Genomic DNA, 17,924 nt, shown 5'->3' on the forward strand with positions numbered 1-17,924 from the left:
GACACCGCAAGCGAGCGCACTAGACTCGCTGCATGCCCTGGCACGCCCGTCTCCATCTCGCTTACCAACAAGAAGCCGCCCGCACCGTCGCCCGCTTTCGCCATGACGGTCCGCTGCGCATCCTGCAAAGCCTGTACCCCGAGGGCGACACCGTCTGCCACAACGTGCTGGTGCATCCGCCGGGCGGGCTGGTGGGCGGCGACACGCTCGACATCGACATCGAGGCCGCCGACGGCAGCCACGGACTGATCACCACGCCAGGCGCCTCGCGCTTCTACCGCTCCGAAGGCGAGCTGGCGCTGCAGCGCACGCGCATCCGCCTCGCGGCCGGCGCGCGGCTCGAATGGCTGCCGCTCGAAGCCATCTGCTACAGCGGCTGCCAGGCGGAGAACCGGCTCTCCATCGAGGTCGCGCCCGGCGCCGAGCTGATCGGCTGGGACGTTACCGCGCTCGGCCTGCCGAACGCCAACCAGCCCTTCGAGCGTGGCACCTACCTGCAGCACATCGAGGTGCCCGGCGTGTGGCTGGAGCGCGGGCGCATCGACGCGGCCGACCACCGGCTGCTGCAAAGCCCCATCGGCCTCGGCGGCCATCGCTGCATGGCCTCGCTGTTCTTCGTGGCGGGCTCGCCGGTGGCGCGCGCCCGGCGCGATGCCTTGCTTGCACAAGCCCGCACGCTGCTCGAAGCAAGCCCGCTGTTCGACAGCGCCGGCGCCACCAGCCCGCACCCCGAAGTGGTCGTGCTGCGGGTTCTGGCACCCGTGGTCGAGCCCGCGATGCAGCTGCTGCGGCAGGTCTGGCAGGCATGGCGCAGCGAGCTGTGGCAGCTGCCCACGGCCACGCCGCGCATCTGGGCGACCTGAGGCCGATCTCCCCCGATCCCCGCGCCGAGGGGCGAATCTGTAGGCACTGTCTGACGGACAGCCGCGTTGCAAAGGCGCAACCTGACTCTTTTGCCCAGCGGATGACGAGGATCGGCCATGTCTCCTGACGACACTCCCGACGCGAACACGCAGCTTCACCGGCACCTGGCGCGGTTCAACGCCGAGCGACTCAGGCTCGGCAGCCCCTCGCCCCAGTGGCAGGACGACCTTGCCCGCGAGCATGCGTGCCGGCTGCTCGAAGGCAAATACCTCGAAGCCCTGCGCGCCACTGTTCAGACTGCGGCAGCGGCATCGGCCGGCAATGCGAGCCACTTCATCGGCTGGTTCGAATCGCTGGCGCACACCGGCCCCGGCCAGCATCACCCGCTGTTCGACTGGCTGGCCGACGAGGCCACGCTGCCGCAGATGCGCTGGTTCCTCACGCAGGAGGCCGCGGGCGAAGCCGGCTTCGAAGACCTGCTGGCCTACACCCAGGTCAAGCTGCCGCCACAGCCCAAGCTGGAATGCGCGCGCAACTTCTGGGACGAGATGGGGCACGGCAAGCAAAGCGCCATGCACGGCCAGATGCTGGAGCACATGGTGCGCGAACTCGACCTGCACCCGGCCATCGACACCACCGTGTGGGAGTCGCTCGCGCTCGCCAACACCATGGTCGGGCTGGCAACCACGCGCCGCTACGGCTACCACTCCATAGGCGCGCTCGGCGTCATCGAGCTCACGGCGCCCGGGCGCGTGAAGCAGGTGGCGGCCAGCATGCGCCGATTGGGCCTGAGCGGCCGCGCGCGCTCCTACTTCGACCTGCATGCGGCGCTCGACGTGTCGCATTCGCGCGCATGGAACCGCGAGGTGATCCGGCCGCTGGTCGAGGTGGATCCGGCCTGCGGGCAGTTCATTGCCGAAGGCGCGCTGATGCGCCTTGTCTGCGGCGAACGCTGCTTCGAGCGCTACACCGCCGAACTGCGGCACGCCGAGGAGGCCACCGCATGCTGAACGCGGCCGGCGTGCTGCGCCAGGTGGCGGCCACGGGCTACCGATTCACCACGGTCACCCCGCTGACCCACCAGCGCGTGCTCGCGCGGCGCGGGCGCGAGCCGGGCGCGACGCTGCGAGACATCTTCGGCTGGAACCTGTCGTTCGAAGCGCGCGCGGTGCCGCCGGAATTGCTGGCCGACATGGAGCGTGCCGGCATCGTGCGGCACACGGGCTCGCTGCTGCGCAGCACCGTGCGCATCGCCAGCCTGGGCGACGACCTGTTCTTTCATTCGGCCTATCCGACGGTCGAGGAGAACGCAGTTTTCTTCGGGCCCGACACCAGTCGCTTCGCGCGCTTTCTCCACCACGCACTTGCCCGGCGCAAGGCGCAGCCTCATGTGCGCGTGCTGGACGTTGGCTGCGGCAGCGGCGCGGGCGGCATCGCGGTGGCACGCGCGCTGGCCGCCACGGGCACGCAGGCGACCGTCGTGATGAACGACATCAACCCGCTCGCGCTGCAGTACACGGCCATCAATGCGGAAGTGGCCGGCATTCCCGTCACGCTCGCGCAGGGCGATGCGTTGTCGGCGGTCGAGGGTGACTTCGATTTGATCGTGTCGAACCCGCCTTACCTCGACGACGGCGCGCAGCGCGCCTACCGCCACGGCGGCACGCGGCTCGGGCGAGCGCTCAGCGTGCGCATCGCGGCCGAATCGCTGAAGCGGCTGGCGCCGGGCGGGCAACTGCTGCTCTACACCGGCGTAGCCATGGTCGATGGCGAAGATCCGTTCCTTGCCGAACTGCAGTCCCTGCTTGCAGCACCCGGCTTCGACTGGTCGTATGCCGAGATCGACCCCGATGTGTTCGGCGAGGAGCTGGAGCGGCCGGTGTATGCGCACATCGATCGCATCGCCGCAGTCGGCCTCATTGCCACCCGCGCAACGGAGGCCGCGTGATGGCCGCCGGGCTCGACTTCGGCGTGGACACCGGCCGCCTGGCGGTGGTGCGCGAATGCAGCGTGCTGGAGCGCATGCCCAAGTGGCTCATCTGCGTGCCGCTGGTGGTGCAGTGGCTGTGGCTGTCCTTGCGCTACGGCGGCACGACCGTGCCTTCAGCGGCCAACCCGCACCTCACCTCCGGCGGGCTGGTGGGCGAAGGCAAGCTCGAATATTTTCGCGGCATGGGGCCGCTGGCGCGCTCGGTCACGGCCGACTACTGCGCGGTGTTCAACGACGGCACGGCAACCGAAGACTCGCTGCGGCACACCATGGCCAACGGCGGCCTCGCGTTTCCCGTGGTCGCCAAGCCCGACCTCGGCCTGTGCGGCTACGGCGTGCGCCTGCTGCCCGACATGGCAGCGCTGCTGGCCTACCTGGCCGTCTTTCCTCGCGGTGAAACGGTCGTGCTGCAGCGCTACCTGCCACAGGAAGGCGAGGCCGGCATCTTCTATGCGCGCGACCCCGACACTGGCGAAGGCCGCATCATCGGCCTGGCGCTGCGCTACTTCCCGCGCGTGACGGGCGACGGTCGCAGCACCGTGGCACAGCTCGTGGCGGCCGACGCGCGCGCCCGCCGCATCGCGCGCTCGCCGCGCCACGAATGCAGCGTGCCGCCCGACAGCGTGCCCGCGGCCGGCCAGCAGGTGCGGCTGGCCACCATCGGCTCGACCCGCGTGGGCGGCCTCTATCGCGACGGCGCGGCGCTCATCACGCCCGAGCTCGTGCGCGCCATCGACGCCATCGCGCGCGACATGCCCGACTTCCGTTTCGGGCGCTTCGACGTGCGCTACCAGAGCCTGCGCGAACTCGGCGCCGGGCGCGGCTTCACCATCATGGAGATCAACGGCGCAGGCTCCGAAGCCATCGAGGCCTGGGACCCCGACACCGGCGTGGTGCAAGGCTTTCGCATGGTCTTCGCCAAGCAACGGCTGCTGTTCGCCATTGGCGCGGCGCAGCGCAAGGCCGGCGTGCGGCCCATCGGCCTGCTCGCGCTCGCTCGGCTCAACCGGCGGCAGAACCGCCTGGTCGACCGCTACCCGCCCTCCAACTGAGTGAATTACCGCACGCACATGGACATCACCGCCACGCACGCCCTGCCCCACCGTTCGCCCACGCCACTCGCGGCCGCTGCGCCCGTGCTGGAAACCCGCTGGGCCGATTGCGAAGAAGACGTGCGCGACGCCCAGCGCCTGCGCTTTCGCGTGTTCGCGCAGGAGATGGGCGCGCGCCTCACGCCACCCGAAGGCACGCCGCCCGGGCTCGACGTCGACCGCTTCGACGCCTTCTGCGACCACCTGCTGGTGCGCGCCGTCGACCCGCTGCACGGCCTCGGCCCGCTCATCGGTACCTACCGTGTGTTGACGCCCGAAGCGGCGCATCGCGCGGGCGGCTTCTACACCGACACCGAGTTCGACCTGTCGCCGCTCGCGCCGCTGCGCGGCCGCGCGCTGGAGCTGGGCCGCTCGTGCGTGGATGCCGAGTGGCGCTCTGGCAGCGTCATCATGGCGCTGTGGGCTGCGCTGGGGCAGTACATGGTCGACCACGCGCTCGACACCATGATCGGCTGCGCCAGCATCGGGCTCGACGACCAGGGCGCGACGGCCGCGCGCCTGTGGCACCGGCTGTGCCGCACGCACCTGGTCGAGCAGCGCTGGCGCGTGGAACCGCGCGTCGCGCTGCCGCTGGACAACGGGGCAGACGCTGATGCCGACAGCGACACAGCGCCTCCCGCCGCCCCGCCGCTCATCAAGGGCTATCTGCGCTGCGGCGCACGCCTGCTCGGGCCGCCCGCACTCGACGTGGCCTTCAACACCGCCGACCTGCCGCTGATGCTGCGCGTGGACGAGGTGTCGCCGCGCTATCGCCAGCACTTCTTCGGCATGACCGTGTGAGCGCGGCGGCCCCACGCGCGCGGTCGAAGCGCGCGCTGCGCTCGGTGGTTGCCGCGCAGTTCTTCAGTTCGCTGGCCGACAACGCGCTGCTGATCGTCGCCATCGACCTGCTCATGCAGCGCCACGCGCCCGGCTGGATGACGCCCGCGCTGCGGCTGTTCTTCTATCTTTCCTACGTGCTGCTCGCCGCCTTCGCAGGCGCCGTGGCCGACGCGGCGCCGAAGGGCCGCGTGCTGATGGCCACCAACCTCATCAAGCTGGGCGGCTGCGCCCTGCTGCTGTGGCAGGTGCAGCCGCTGGTGGCCTACGCGCTGGTCGGCCTTGGCGCCGCGGCCTACTCGCCGGCCAAGTACGGCATCCTGCCCGAGCTGATTCCGCAAGAAGAACTGGTCGCCGCCAACGGCTGGATCGAGGCAGGCACGGTGCTGTCGATCCTGTTCGGCGTGGCGCTGGGCAGCACGCTGGTCGGCAAGGGCCTTGCCCTGCCCGCCATCGGCGCGGCGTACCTGCTGGCCGCCGCCTGCACGCTCGCGATTCCGCACAGCCCGGCACGCGACCGCGCGGCGCTGGTGCACCCGGGCCGGCTGCTGCGGGATTTCGGGGGCTCGCTGGCGCTGCTGTGGCGCGATGCCGATGCGCGCATCTCGCTGGCCGTTACCAGCCTTTTCTGGGCCGCGTCGGCCACGCTGCAGTTTCTGGTGCTGCGCTGGGCGGCCGAGCGGCTGGGGCTCACCCTGTCGCAGGGCGCGCTGCTGCAGATCGCGGTGGCCATCGGCATGGCGGCTGGCGCCGTCGGTGCCTCGCGCTGGTTCCCGCTCGGGCGTGCGTTGCGCGCGCTGCCGATCGGCATTGCACTGGGCGCCGTGATATTGCTCATGACGCTGGTGACGCAGCCCGCCATGGCCGCCGCGCTGCTGGTAGTGATCGGCACGCTCGCGGGCCTGCTGCTGGTGCCGATGAACGCGCTGCTGCAAAGCCGCGGGCTGCTGTACATGCACCCGGGCCAGTCGATCGCGGTGCAGAACTTCAACGAGAGCCTGGCCTCGCTGGCGATGCTGGGGGTGTACGGCGCGCTGCTGTATCTCGATGCGCCGCTGCTGCCGACGCTGGCGGGCTTCGGCGGCTTCCTGGTGCTGGCCATGGGTGCGGCCCTCCTCTGGTCGCGCCGTCAGCGGCCGCAGGAGCGCTTCGGATACAGTCCCGCACCTAACCGCCTCTCGACCCGCAGCCAGAGTGAATCTCCGAAAATCCGCCAATAGCCTGGTCGTTCGTCTCCTCGTGATGGGTCTGGCGATGGCAGTCGTGGGCACCGCCGCCAGCTACATCCAGCTCACCCGCTTCCTGCGGGAAGACCTGACGAAATCGGTGGCGACGCAGCAGATGGCGCTGGCCGCTTACGTGGCCCGCGATGTCGACAACTACCTGGCTGAACGGCTGTCGTTCCTGGAGCGCCTGGCTGGCACCCTGCCGCCGGAACTCCTGGCGCAGCCCGAGCAGCTGCATGCATGGCTGGCGGAACGCAGCGCGCTGAGCGCCCTCTTCCCCCTTGGCCTGGTGGTCACCGATGTCACCGGCAAACGACTCGACGGGCGCGACAGCGCCGTACAGCTGGAAACGGGCGGTCCAGAATTCACAGCCGCATCCGCCGGGAAGCGCGCGGTAGGCCGCCCACGGTCCACGGCTTCTCAGCACTCGGCCCTGCCCATGGCCGCACCCATCCGCAACGGTGCCGGCCAGGTGGTCGCCGTGCTGCTCGGCACGGCAGACCTCTCGGCCGATGGCCTGCTCGACCACCTGCAAGAGGGGCGCGTGGGCCAGGCCGGCGGCATCCTGGTGATCTCGCCGCGCGACCGCATCTTCGTCGCCTCCACGGACGTCTCGATGTCCCTCACGCCGACCCCGCCCAACGGCGTGAACCCATTGCACGACCGGGCCATGGCGGGTTTCCGCGGCAGCGGGACGACACGCAACGCAAAGGGCATCGAAGAAATCTCCGCCATTGCCTCGGTGCCGAACAGCGGCTGGTTCGTGGTGGCGAGGCTACCCGTGTCGGAAGCGCTGGCCCCGGTGTCGCGCATGCAGACCTTCATCCTGCAGCAACGCGCGCCCGCCGTGACGGCGGTGCTCGTCGTGATCGGCCTGATCATGGCGTGGCTGCTGCGGCCGCTCCTGCGCGCCGCCGACCAGGCCGACCGCATGACCCGCGGCGAGCTCGCGCTGACGCCGCTGCAGGTGGTGCGCAATGACGAGATCGGGCACCTTACGCAAGCCTTCAACCGGCTGCTGGCCAAGCTGCTCGACAACCAGGAGGCGCTGGCGCGCCTGGCCCACCACGACACATTGACAGGCTTGCCCAACCGCAAGCTGCTGGACGAGCGGCTGCAACAGGCGCTCGTCCATGCCAGGCAGCGCGCGCAGCAGGTAGCCGTGCTCTACCTGGACCTCGACGGGTTCAAAGACCTCAACGACACCCTCGGCCACGAAGCGGGCGACAAGGCCCTCGGGGAAATCGCACACCGGCTGCGGGCCCTGGTGCGGCACACAGACACAGTGGCGCGCATCGGCGGCGACGAATTCGTGCTGCTGGCCACCGACTTCGAAGAGCCCGCGGAACAGGCCGCATTGACGCTGGCACGGCGATGCATCGACGCGATCGCCCAACCGCTGCAGCTGGAGCATTCAAGCATGGTCATTGGCGTGTCGATAGGCATCGCCCTGGGCAGCGGCAGCGAAACGCCGCAAGACCTGCTCGCCACGGCCGACAAGGCCATGTACCGGGCCAAGCAGGGCGGGCGCGGCAGCTACGCAATGATGTAGGCGACAGCAGGAGCCCTACGCAGGCATATCGGTACGCGGCAGCCGCAGGTGCTTCTTCAGCGTCTCGAACACCTGCCGCGTGACCGGGTTCACCACATGGCTGCGCACATAGAGGTAGTACGCCAGGTCGGGCAGCCGCGGCATGCCGTCGCCCGCGCCCAGCACGCGCAAGCCCGCGTCGAGCTGCTCCACGCCGCGCGCCGTCACGCCCAGCCCCGCGCGCAATGCGGCCTTGATGCCGATCAGGCTCGACGAGGTGTAGCGCGGCGTCCAGGCCACGCCCGCCGCGTCGAGCGCCTCGTGGCCGATGCGGCGGAAGATGCTGGGCCCGTCGGCCATGATGAGCGGCACCGGCTTCGTCGGGTCGTGCACGTAGCTCGCGGCGCACAGCCACACGGTGGGCGAAGTGCGCAGCACCACGCCTTCGAACTGCGACTGCTCGTCGGCGCGGTTGGAGATGATCATGTCGACCTCGCCGCTCTTGAGCGATGTCATGAGATAGGGGCTGCGGCCAATGTGGATGTCGAGCTGCAGCAGCGGCGAGGTGCGCGCCACCTCGGTCAGCAGCAGCGGCAGCATGGTCTCGGCCACGTCGTGCGGCGCACCGATGCGCAGGTTGCCTTCGAGCTGCCCCTGCCGCAGGCTGCGCAGCGCCTCGTCGTTCAGCGCCAGCATGTGATGCGCGTAGGTGAGCAGCCGTTCGCCGTGCTCCGTGAGCCGCTTCTGCCGCCCCTGCTTGGCGAACAGCGGATGGCCGATCTGCTCCTCCAGCCGCTGCATCTGCTGCGTGATGGCCGACTGCGTGCGCCCCAGGTGCACGGCCGCCGCCGCAAAGCTGTTGAGGCTGACGACGGCCGCAAAAGAGCGCAGCAGTTCGAGATCGAGCGTGGGCATACATTAATTTTATTGATGTGTTTCCTGCTCTGCTTGGATTGTTGCGTCACGCCCCCGTCACTACAGTGAATGCACACCAAACAGGCAACCCCACTGGAGAAACTGCATGAGCACCCCTTCCGAGCAACGCCGCCAGGCCGTCGAGGCGTCCATCGCCGACATGAAGAAAGCCATCGGCGGCGCTGAAGCCACCCGCGAAAAACTCGACGTGGTGCTCGATTCGCTGCAAGACCTGGCCGCGCACACCGAATACTGGGACGCCGCCGACTTCCCGCCGCCCGAAGCCGGCGAGCACCAGGCCCGCTACCTGATCGCCGAAGACCCGGACCAGAGCTACGCGCTGTACCTGAACGTGATGCGCCCGGGCAAGAAGATCGTGCCGCACAACCACACGACCTGGGCCTGCATCGCAGCCGTGGAGGGCACCGAGCACAACCGCGTGTACGAGCGCACCGACGACGGCAGCGTGCCGGGCGTGGGCAAGCTGAAGCAGACCGAACTGGTCGTCGTCGCGCCGGGCAAGGGCATCGCGCTGATGCCTGAAGACATCCATTCGGTCGAGATCCAGGGCGAGCAGGTCATTCGCCACCTTCACATGTATGGCCGCGCACTCGAAACGCTGAACCAGCGCACCGCCTACGACGTGGCAGCAGGCACGTACCAGACCATGGGCATCGGCGTGCAGACGCGCCGCTAAGCGCTCCCTTTCCGGCCTTCCTTTTCCTCATGCGGGCCGCGCGCTGCGGCCTCGCAGGACTTCGTTCGTCCCAACGACTTGCTCTCATGACCTCCTTCATCGACCCGAAGACCCTCAAATCCTGGCTGCACGACGGCGGCGAAATCGCGCTGCTCGACGTGCGCGAGCACGGCCAGTACGGCGAGGCGCATCTGTTCTACGGCATTCCCCTGCCCTTCAGCCGGCTGGAAATCGACGCGCCGCGCCTTGTGCCGCGCCGCGGCGTGCGGGTGGTGGTGTACGACGAAGGCGATGCCGATGTGGCCGAACGCGCCGCCGCGCGGCTGGCCGCGCTGGGCTACACCGACGTGCACGTGCTGCAAGGCGGCGCCCGCGCATGGAAGGCCGCGGGCTACGTGCTGTTCGCGGGCGTCAACCTGCCTTCGAAGACTTTCGGCGAACTGGCCGAAGAGGTCTATCACACGCCCCGCGTCAGCGCCGACCAGCTCGCCGAGATGCTGGCGCGCAAGGACAAGGTCGTGGTGCTCGACGGCCGCCCCGTCAGCGAGTTCCACAAGATGAACATCCCCAGCGCCACCTGCTGCCCCAACGGCGAGCTGGCCTACCGCGTGCGCCAGCTGGTGCCCGACACCACCACGCCCATCGTCATCAACTGCGCGGGCCGCACGCGCAGCATCATCGGCGCGCAGACGCTCATCAACCTCGGGCTGCCCAACCCCGTCTATGCGCTGGAGAACGGCACGCAGGGCTGGTACCTGGGCGACCACACGCTGGAGCATGGCGGCACGCGGCGCTATGCGGACGACAGCGGCAACACCGACCTGCGCCCCGCCGCGAAAGCGTTGGCCGCCCGCTTCGACGTGCCGGCGGTGAATGCGCAGACCGTGCAGCAATGGGCCGCCGACACGAGCCGCAGCCTGTTCCTGTGCGACGTACGCACGCCGGAAGAATTCGCGGCCGGCAGCCTGCCCGGCGCGCAGCACACGCCCGGCGGCCAACTGATGCAGGCAGGCGACCAGTACTTCGGCGTGCGCGGTGCCCGGCTCGTGCTGTTCGACAACGACGGCGTGCGCGCACCGACCATCGCGAGCTGGCTGCGGCAGATGGGGCATGACGCGAGCGTGCTCGAGGGCGGGCTGGCGAGTGGCCTCTCGCTCGCACCCGCTGCGGCGCCGGGCGCAGCCGCACTGGCCACCATCGATGCGCAAGACCTCGCTGCACGAATCGAGCGCAACGAGGTGGCGGTGATCGATCTGCGCGGCAGCATGCAGTTTCGCGCCGGCCATATCCCGCAGGCGCGCTGGTCGATTCGCCCTCGCCTCGCGGCCGACGTGAAGAGCGAGACCCGCCAGCTCGTGCTGGTCGCCGACGATGCCGCGCTTGCGGCATGGGCTGCCGCCTCCGAGCTCGCAGGCCACTCGCCCGCGCCGCTGCTGCTGGCCGGTGGCATGGCCGCATGGCGCGCCGCAGGACTGCCCGTCGAGGCCACGCCCGCGCTGCCCGCCGACAGCGACTGCATCGACTACCTGTTCTTCGTGCACGACCGGCACGACGGCAACAAGGAAGCCGCGCGCCGCTACCTCGCATGGGAGACCGGCCTCGTCGCGCAGCTCGACGCGCAGGAGCGCGCCGCCTTCCGCCTTCCCACCGCCGCATCGCACGCCTGAGCCCGGCTTTCGCTTTCTGTTCGTCCTTGTCCGTTCCTATTCCAGGAGTTCCGTCATGTCGTTCGCCAGCCGCATCCCGCACCTTGCCCGTTTTGCCGTCGCCGCCGCATGGTTCGCGGCGCTCGTCTTGCAGCCAGCCACAGCCGAACCGCTCGCGCCGCGCAACGGCTATCCGTCGCAGACGGTGAAGTTCATCTCGCCCTTCCCGCCCGGCGGCGGCAACGATGCAACCGCGCGCCTCGTGACCACGCGCCTGCCGGAAATCATGGGACAGGCGGCAGTGGTTGACAACCGCGGCGGCGCGGGCGGCAACATCGGCGCCAAGGCCGTGGCCGACGCCAAGCCCGACGGCTACACCGTGCTCACCTCGCAGGTGTCGATCATGGCCGTGAACCCCACGCTGTATGCGGCGCCCGGCTTCGACCCGATCAAGAACTTCATTCCCATCACGCAGATCAACGCCGCGCCGCTCGCGCTGGTAGTGGATGCCAACTCGCCGCTCAAGACTTTCGCCGACCTCGCCACCAAGGCCAAGGCCAGCCCCGGCAAGGTGACGTATGCAACGCCCGGCAACGGCACGCTGTCGCACCTCGTTGGCGTGGTGCTGTCGAAGGACGACGGCATCGCCATGACGCACGTTCCCTACAAGGGTGCCGGCCCCGCACTTACAGACCTGCTCGGCGGACAGGTCGATGTGCTCGTGACCTCGACATCCTCGGTCGCGGGCCTGGTGCAGAACGGCAAGCTGCGCGTGCTGGCCGTGACCAGCCCGCGCCGCATCGGCGTCTTCAAGAATGCACCGACGCTCGAGGAGCTGGGCTACGCCGGTGCGCGCTTCGAAGACTGGTACGGCTTCTTCGCACCGGCCGGCACACCGCCCGAACGCGTGGCCTACCTGAACGAAGCCATCGTGCGCACGCTGCGCATGCCCGAGGTGACCAAGCTCGTGAACGACGGTGGCAGTGAAGTGGTGGCCAACTCGTCGGAAGCCTTCGCCGCGCAGTTGCGCCAGGACATCGACCGCTGGTCGCGCATCGTCAAACTTTCCGGTGCGAAGGCAGATTGACGCACCATCGAGGCTTGGCCAACGCTTGAACACCATGTCCAACTCGCACAAAGACTCCCCCGGACTCTCCCTCGACACCCGGCTCACGCGCACCGGCAAGGCACCTTCCTATGCCGGTGGCGCGCCCGTCAACACACCGCTGGTGCGCGCGAGCACCGTGCTGTTCGACAGCGTGGGCGCCATGCGCGACGCACGCGCGCGGCGCGACGACGAACGCATCTTCAGCTACGGCGCACGCGGCACCCCGACCACCTTCGCACTGGAAGACGCGGTGAGCGAACTCGAAGGCGCCTACCGCACGCGGCTCTTTCCGACCGGCCTCGCGGCCATCGGCATGCTGCTGCTGTCGTACCTGAAGCCGGGCGACCATGTGCTGATGTCGGACAGCGTGTACGAGCCCACGCGCAACCTCGTGCATTCGTTCCTGGAGCCGTACGGTATTCGCAGTTCGTTCTTCGCGGCGGACGGCATCGGCATCGAGGAACTGTTCGAGCCGAACACGCGGCTGGTGTACGCGGAGTGCCCCGGCTCGCTGGTCTACGAAATGTGCGACCTGCCGAAGCTCGCGGAGCTGACGCACGCGCGCGGCGCGCTGCTCGCGGCGGACAACACCTGGGGCTCGGGCTGCCAGTACCGGCCGCTGGCGCTGGGCGCCGACATCTCGACGATGGCCGCCACCAAGTACCTCTCGGGCCACTCAGACGTGATGATGGGCACCGTCGCCACAACCGAAGCCGCGTGGCGGCCGTTGAACGAGCGCTGCGATGCGTTCGGCATGACCGTGAGCCCCGACGACGCATGGCTGGTGCTGCGCGGCATGCGCACGCTGTCGGCTAGGCTACAGATGCACGAGCGGCATGCGCTGGAAGTGGCGCATTGGCTTCAGAAGCGGCCCGAAGTGGCGACTGTGTTCTGCCCAGCGCTGCCGCAGCATCCGGGGCACGATATCTGGAAGCGTGATTGCAGCGGGACGAATGGGCTGCTGTCCATCGAGCTGCAGCCCGGCATCGAGAGCGCCGCGGTCGAGCGTTTTGTCGATGCGCTCAAGCTGTTCGGGCGTGGCTCATCGTGGGGCGGCTATGAAAGCCTGGTAGCCTGGACCAACATGCGCGCGGCGCGCAGCGTGACGGATTGGAGCAAGCGCGGGGCGGTTGTGCGGTTGCACATCGGGTTGGAGGCGCCGGAAGATCTGACGGCGGATCTGGCGCGTGGGTTCGATGCGATGAGTGCTCCGGCGCAGAAGGCATAGCACTCGACCGAAAAGAAGCTCTGAATTCTTCAGCTAGCGAACTTCAGAAGTAGCTGAGGATTCTTGGCCAATGCGGAACGACCGGTCGACACCAGCAACGAATAAGTGATTGCGAGCGCAGCGACAGGTCTGTCTTCGGGATGAACAGCATCGACTATTCGCTGAGCGCATGAGCGGAGCACCGTCGCCATCCCCAGATCGGAAAAATGTTCGGACAGCGTCATGAAGCCGCTGACCACGAGCGCAGAGTCTTCTGGAAGCACACGGGCATAGCGCCAGCCCTTGGCCTCGATGCTGCCGACGATCTGATCCAGACCTCTTCGCTCGCCAAAGAAGATCGCACGCACAGCCATGAGGAGAAGCAACGCGGCGTAGCGTGTTGCTGCCGATTCATCGATCCTGGTCGGAAGGTAGCCCTTGAATTTGAAGGTGCCTTCCGCCGCCGCGACAGGCAGTTGCCCTAACTCCGAGGCAAGCGCCGCAAAGCCGTTGGCCTGACACCATCGCTTCAGCGTGGGGAGCGGAGCAAATTCGAACTCGCTCGCGATCGCGTCCAGAGCATTCTTTATTCCGTTGTCCCGCTGCAAGGCCTGTTCGGCCATTTCACGCAGATAGGGATGCGGGCTGTCGACGAGTTCCTCGAGGTCGACCGGGCTGGGACGAAGCCGCGCCTGAGGCAATTGCTCTGTCGGAAACACCAGAAGCACGCCGAGTTTCTGGTGATCGAAGACGAGGTCGGTTGCGGCAAATGAATGGATGGGCATCGGCGCCAGGCTCGGTTTCGTTGGTCAAGAGAGTGCGTTCTTCATTGCCTGTAGGTACTTCCTGTCTCAACGCGCCTCTTCCGCCTTGGCCGGGGTACGGCTAGCCACAGCTTGCGTGAAGAGCAGACTCTCATCCGGCACCTGTTTGAACGGAACGAAGATCGGCTCCCCGTTCTTCGGGCCATACCCCACGGCGCCACTCTCGACGATCGCCCCGGCAATCGCGCCACCCAGCGCACCGGCAATGCCGGCCTGTCCGACCGAGAGCCCCGGAGTTTGCACAATGGTGTTCACGATCACGCCGTTCACCATCGTGCCCTGATCCCGGAACTTCGGCAGGTAGAACAGGCGCATTGGCGGAGATGCGCCCTTGTCCTTCGCCAGCCAGAAACCGCCGACAGCCAGCGGCTCCTCCGTAGTGCCATCGGCATTCTGCTGACCGCCAAGCACCAGCAGGGCACCGTTGCCGAAGTAGTACCGGCCGGCCTTGTCTTCCATGGTGGCCTTGTAGGTGCCGGGCAACAAGCCGTGGTAGTGCCGCACGCCGGGCGCTGCGCCTGCGATGGCGGAAAACATCAGCTTCTCGTGGAGTTCGATGGAATCCCCGGAAATGCGCTTGAGATTCGGGTCATGCGATGCACAGCCTGCCAGCGCCAAGGCAGTAGCAACCAGCAGCGCCACGCATGAAATCAATGCTCCCGCACGCATTGCAAAGCGGAAGGCGCTGCGCCCCACTCCCTCGTTGTGTACTTCTCTCTGGACCATCACTCCGCTCCGCTCGTTGGTGACGCAGGAGTCTACGGTGCGGAGGCGTCGGGGAAGAAAGATCATCAGCGCCATTGCGCCAGCGCCTGCCGCACCTCTTCATCGCTGGGCGCCTCGAACGATTCGTACCAGGCACCGACGGCGAAGAAGGGCTCTGGCGTGTGCAGGCACACCACCTCGTCGGCATGGGTCATGGCGGGGCTCATGCTGCCGATGCCGGTCAGCGCTGACGGGTCGGCCGGTGTCTGCAGCGCATGGCACGCGAACGCGCTGCCCAGGGGCACGGCCACGATGACCGAGGCTGCGCCGAGTACCCTTGCAGCAATCACCGCTGCGCGCATCGACAAGCCGGTCGCCAGTCCGTCGTCCACCAATAGGACCGTCATGTCATGCAGGTCGAGCGGCGCGCGATCGCCCCGGTATTCGCGCTCGCGCCGCTGCAGTTCGCGTTGCTCCCGCTTCAATGTGCGCGCCATACCGGGCGCTTCTTCGCCCGTCACGCGAATGCCGCCGACTGCAATGGCGCCGGCGGCGTATTCCTCATGGCCGGGCAGGCCTAGTTTGCGCACGACCAGCACATCGAGTGGCAGGTGCAGCGCGCGGGCCACTTCAGCACCCACCGGCACGCCGCCTCGCGGCAGTGCGAGGACGATGCAGCCCTGAGCATCGCGGTACTGGCTCAGCAATAACGCCAGTTGCCGGCCGGCATCGGAGCGATCCTTGAACATCGCATCCCTCTTCGTTCGCGCTTCATTCGCGGCTGCCCGGCGCGTGGGCGTCGTTGCTTTCAAGAACGGTCTCGGACCGCATCCCCGCGCCGCCGCCACCACCGCCGCCTTTGGCACCACCGCCTCGTCCACCGCCGGCCCCTTCGCCACGATCACCACGCGCAGGCGTGCCTTTCGCCCGCACGGGGCCCTGCCTGGGAATGCCCAGTTCTGCAGGGACTGGATCGAGGTCGAGCACGTCGCGGATGAAAGTGCGCAGCGCCACGACCAGCTCTGCCGTCTCGACAATGCGGCCCGCGACCATGTCATTGGCCGCCTTGGCGGCGAGGCGCACGTGCGTCTCGGTGCCCAGCAGGATCACGTCGGAGAGCGCGGCTTCCACTGCATCGCGGATGCGGCGACGGCGGTCCGATGCGGACACGTCTGCATGAGCAGCCGCATCCTCTGCCGCCGCAGCCCCGGCCCGCAGCCGAAGCTCACGCAGATGGCTGGGGTCGACGGCAAGGTCGCCGGTGAACGAACCACCCAGCACCTTGTAGGCCGCAATGAGCGTCTTCAGCCGCTCGTTGATCTGCCGGTTCTGGCGCTCGCGCCGCTGCTGCACGCTGTGCATCACGAGCAGGCGTATGCCGACCGCCACGACAGACACCAGCACCAGGCCCATCAGGGTCGTGAGCAGGCCTTGCCAGGAGCTGAAATCGAGCACGTTGCGCATGGAGGACGGTCCTTGTGTCGAGGGCGACAGCATGCCCTCGTCGCCATGCGCCATTGTGCGACCAGTGCGCAAGCATGGCCGCGATCAGGCACTACGCATTCAGCCGCAGGCGCTCTTCCCCGCAGGCGAGGCGCGCAGCCGGTTCAGAAAGGTGAGCTGCACCTTCGCCGTTTCGCTGCCCTGCACCGCCGCGCGGCGCATCCACATGCCCGCTTCGCAGCGGTCGGCCTTCACGGCCGTGCCGTAGAGCGTGGGGCCGGTCATCAGCACCATGCCGAGCATCTCCTGTGCCTCGGCATGGCCTTCGGTGGCCGCCTGGCGCAGCTGTTCGAGCATCGATCGGTAGTCGCGCGCGGCCTGTGCCTCCAGCGCGAGCTGGAAGCGCTGCTCGGCCTGCAATTGCGTGCCGGCGTCCAGCGGACTGGCCGCGCAGAGCGCGGCCGCCAGGAGCAGCGCTGCCGAGAGCAAGACCCGCCAGCGCAACGACAGGCCGGCAAGCTGGTTGAATTCGGGTTGCATCGATGTTCTCCACGATTGACATGGAAGACATCGTCGCGCCGCCGCGCCAAAGAAAGAAGCTGGAATTGACACAGGCCGCCTCAGTCGGCGCCTGAGCCCAATGACGGCTCGATGCGGCAACTCCTGCAACGGCCCCGGCGTGTCGGCCCGGCGGCGCTCAGCGTGCCCGCGCGCGCGTCAGCAGGTAGTTCTGGTGCACCACGTTGTCGACGTAGTACGGCTCGGCAAGCGCATCGAACTCGGACCGCAGTGCCGCCAGCTTCTGCGGATCGCCGGCGAGACCTTCCACGAGCTTGCGCATCGGGCCGACCGAGCGCTCGAGGAACAAGCGGAAGTGCTCGATGCTCAGGGCCGGAAATTGCATGGTGCCGCGCCCAAAGAACGGCGCCTCGAAGTGCGGTCCCAGGCGCTCCGCGACGATGCCCGGGTTGCCCCATTGCGGCGGCGGCGACGCGCCGGCCGGAGGGGGCGGCGAGTTGCGCCCGATGAAGGCGAACATGCGCCCCACGAAATCCTCCGGCGGCCATGTGGCGAAGGCGATGCGGCCGCCGGGTTTCAGCACGCGGCGCATCTCGGCCACGGCAACTTCCGGACGCGGCGCGAACATGTGGCCGAACTGGCTCAGCACCACGTCGAAGGAGGCATCGGCGTACGGCAGGTTCTCGGCATCGCCTTCGGTCCAGGTGATGTCCCCATGCCCGGAGACGCCGGCGTTGTCGCGCGCGGCTTCGAGCAGCTCGGGCGTCAGGTCGAGCCCCGTGACGCGTGCGCCCCGGCGCGCCGCCGTGATGGCCACCACGCCCGTTCCGGTGCCGACGTCCAGCACCGCCTCGCCCTGCGCTACCTGCGCGAACCTGACGAGATGCCCAGCCACCGGGGTCGTGAACATGGCGGTCGGCGCAAAGGTCGACCACATCTCGCGCTGGCGGCCCTTGAACTCTGCAAACGGATCCTGGGACATATCGCCCTCCATGCCAGCCACAAGGCTGCGGACATGGACGGGACTCTAGGCCCCGGGAACCGGCCCGTACATCCCTAGAGACGGGGCTTCGATCGGAAAGACCTGTAACGCAATGCCGCGCCAGGCTCAGCAGCAGCGCCCCTTGCCCGCCCCGTAGCGCGCCTCCAGCCGCTCGCGGAAGAAGGCCTCGTAGCTCATCGGCGGCCGGTCAGGGTGGGTGGCCGCCATGTGCGTCAGGTAGGCGTCGTAGTCGGGCAGCCCGACCATGAGCCGCAGCGACTGCTTGAGCGAGCGCGCAAAGTAGCGCCCGGCTTCCGGCAATGCGAGGCCCATGGC

At 68.3% G+C, this 17,924-nt stretch carries 19 protein-coding genes; 11 read left to right on the plus strand and 8 right to left on the minus strand.

Annotation, left to right across the window (positions count from 1 at the left end; translation table 11 throughout):
* Positions 1–32: 32 nt before the first annotated feature.
* From BMW87_RS28290 to BMW87_RS28320, 7 genes are all read left to right on the plus strand, one after another.
* The gene (locus tag BMW87_RS28290) at positions 33–863 is read left to right on the plus strand and encodes an urease accessory protein UreD (protein ID WP_093080624.1); all 831 of its coding nucleotides are present in this window, start codon (positions 33–35) and stop codon (positions 861–863) included.
* A 117-nt stretch (positions 864–980) separates the two neighbouring features.
* Positions 981–1,874, plus strand: a complete 894-nt coding sequence (locus tag BMW87_RS28295) for an iron-containing redox enzyme family protein (protein WP_093080626.1) — start codon at positions 981–983, stop codon at positions 1,872–1,874.
* Entirely contained in the window at positions 1,868–2,812 is a 945-nt protein-coding gene (locus BMW87_RS28300; protein WP_093080629.1) for a methyltransferase, read from the plus strand. The genes BMW87_RS28295 and BMW87_RS28300 overlap by 7 nt, the downstream gene beginning before the upstream one ends.
* On the plus strand, positions 2,812–3,906 hold the full coding sequence (locus BMW87_RS28305) for a hypothetical protein (RefSeq protein WP_093080631.1): 1,095 nt from the start codon (positions 2,812–2,814) through the stop codon (positions 3,904–3,906). The genes BMW87_RS28300 and BMW87_RS28305 overlap by 1 nt, the downstream gene beginning before the upstream one ends.
* A gap of 18 nt (positions 3,907–3,924) precedes the next feature.
* Positions 3,925–4,746, plus strand: coding sequence for a GNAT family N-acetyltransferase (locus tag BMW87_RS28310; protein WP_177192863.1), 822 nt, complete (start codon positions 3,925–3,927; stop codon positions 4,744–4,746).
* Positions 4,743–6,005 carry a lysophospholipid transporter LplT gene (gene lplT / locus BMW87_RS28315; RefSeq protein WP_256216950.1) on the plus strand — a complete coding sequence of 421 codons (1,263 nt, stop codon included), beginning with the start codon at positions 4,743–4,745 and terminating at the stop codon, positions 6,003–6,005. The genes BMW87_RS28310 and lplT overlap by 4 nt, the downstream gene beginning before the upstream one ends.
* Entirely contained in the window at positions 5,980–7,563 is a 1,584-nt protein-coding gene (locus BMW87_RS28320) for a GGDEF domain-containing protein (RefSeq protein WP_256216951.1), read from the plus strand. The genes lplT and BMW87_RS28320 overlap by 26 nt, the downstream gene beginning before the upstream one ends.
* A gap of 15 nt (positions 7,564–7,578) precedes the next feature.
* Here BMW87_RS28320 and BMW87_RS28325 read toward each other — a convergent pair whose 3' ends face one another.
* Positions 7,579–8,457 (minus strand): LysR substrate-binding domain-containing protein, encoded by an 879-nt coding sequence (locus tag BMW87_RS28325; protein WP_093058093.1) that lies wholly within the window; start codon positions 8,455–8,457, stop codon positions 7,579–7,581.
* 106 nt (positions 8,458–8,563) lie between these two features.
* Between BMW87_RS28325 and BMW87_RS28330 the strand changes: the two genes are divergently transcribed.
* The 4 genes from BMW87_RS28330 to metC all read left to right on the plus strand — a co-directional run bounded on the left by BMW87_RS28330 (position 8,564) and on the right by metC (position 13,136).
* Positions 8,564–9,154: a cysteine dioxygenase family protein gene (locus tag BMW87_RS28330; RefSeq protein WP_093080635.1), complete on the plus strand. Its 591-nt coding sequence runs from the start codon at positions 8,564–8,566 to the stop codon at positions 9,152–9,154.
* Between the two features lie 86 nt (positions 9,155–9,240).
* On the plus strand, positions 9,241–10,821 hold the full coding sequence (locus BMW87_RS28335; RefSeq protein ID WP_093080637.1) for a rhodanese-like domain-containing protein: 1,581 nt from the start codon (positions 9,241–9,243) through the stop codon (positions 10,819–10,821).
* 55 nt (positions 10,822–10,876) lie between these two features.
* On the plus strand, positions 10,877–11,887 hold the full coding sequence (locus BMW87_RS28340; protein WP_093080639.1) for a Bug family tripartite tricarboxylate transporter substrate binding protein: 1,011 nt from the start codon (positions 10,877–10,879) through the stop codon (positions 11,885–11,887).
* Positions 11,888–11,921: 34 nt separating this feature from the next.
* Positions 11,922–13,136: a cystathionine beta-lyase gene (metC, locus tag BMW87_RS28345; RefSeq protein ID WP_093080691.1), complete on the plus strand. Its 1,215-nt coding sequence runs from the start codon at positions 11,922–11,924 to the stop codon at positions 13,134–13,136.
* Between the two features lie 29 nt (positions 13,137–13,165).
* Here the strand turns inward: metC and BMW87_RS28350 are convergent, their stop codons facing one another.
* From BMW87_RS28350 to BMW87_RS28380, 7 genes are all read right to left on the minus strand, one after another.
* The gene (locus tag BMW87_RS28350; protein WP_093080642.1) at positions 13,166–13,900 is read right to left on the minus strand and encodes a hypothetical protein; all 735 of its coding nucleotides are present in this window, start codon (positions 13,898–13,900) and stop codon (positions 13,166–13,168) included.
* Between the two features lie 66 nt (positions 13,901–13,966).
* Positions 13,967–14,740: a hypothetical protein gene (locus BMW87_RS28355; protein ID WP_143062618.1), complete on the minus strand. Its 774-nt coding sequence runs from the start codon at positions 14,738–14,740 to the stop codon at positions 13,967–13,969.
* On the minus strand, positions 14,731–15,393 hold the full coding sequence (locus BMW87_RS28360; RefSeq protein WP_093080647.1) for a phosphoribosyltransferase: 663 nt from the start codon (positions 15,391–15,393) through the stop codon (positions 14,731–14,733). Before BMW87_RS28360 ends, BMW87_RS28355 begins: the two co-directional genes overlap by 10 nt.
* A 22-nt stretch (positions 15,394–15,415) precedes the next feature.
* Positions 15,416–16,108 carry a hypothetical protein gene (locus BMW87_RS28365; protein ID WP_093080693.1) on the minus strand — a complete coding sequence of 231 codons (693 nt, stop codon included), beginning with the start codon at positions 16,106–16,108 and terminating at the stop codon, positions 15,416–15,418.
* A 99-nt stretch (positions 16,109–16,207) separates the two neighbouring features.
* Positions 16,208–16,627, minus strand: a complete 420-nt coding sequence (locus tag BMW87_RS28370) for an SEL1-like repeat protein (RefSeq protein ID WP_093080650.1) — start codon at positions 16,625–16,627, stop codon at positions 16,208–16,210.
* Between the two features lie 157 nt (positions 16,628–16,784).
* On the minus strand, positions 16,785–17,588 hold the full coding sequence (locus BMW87_RS28375; RefSeq protein WP_093080652.1) for a class I SAM-dependent methyltransferase: 804 nt from the start codon (positions 17,586–17,588) through the stop codon (positions 16,785–16,787).
* A gap of 126 nt (positions 17,589–17,714) precedes the next feature.
* A complete protein-coding gene (locus tag BMW87_RS28380) occupies positions 17,715–17,921 on the minus strand; it encodes a YbdD/YjiX family protein (RefSeq protein ID WP_093058085.1) in 207 nt (68 codons plus the stop codon).
* Positions 17,922–17,924: the final 3 nt, after the last annotated feature.

The organism is Variovorax sp. OV084 (assembly GCF_900111625.1).
Taxonomy (GTDB): Bacteria; Pseudomonadota; Gammaproteobacteria; order Burkholderiales; family Burkholderiaceae_C; genus Variovorax.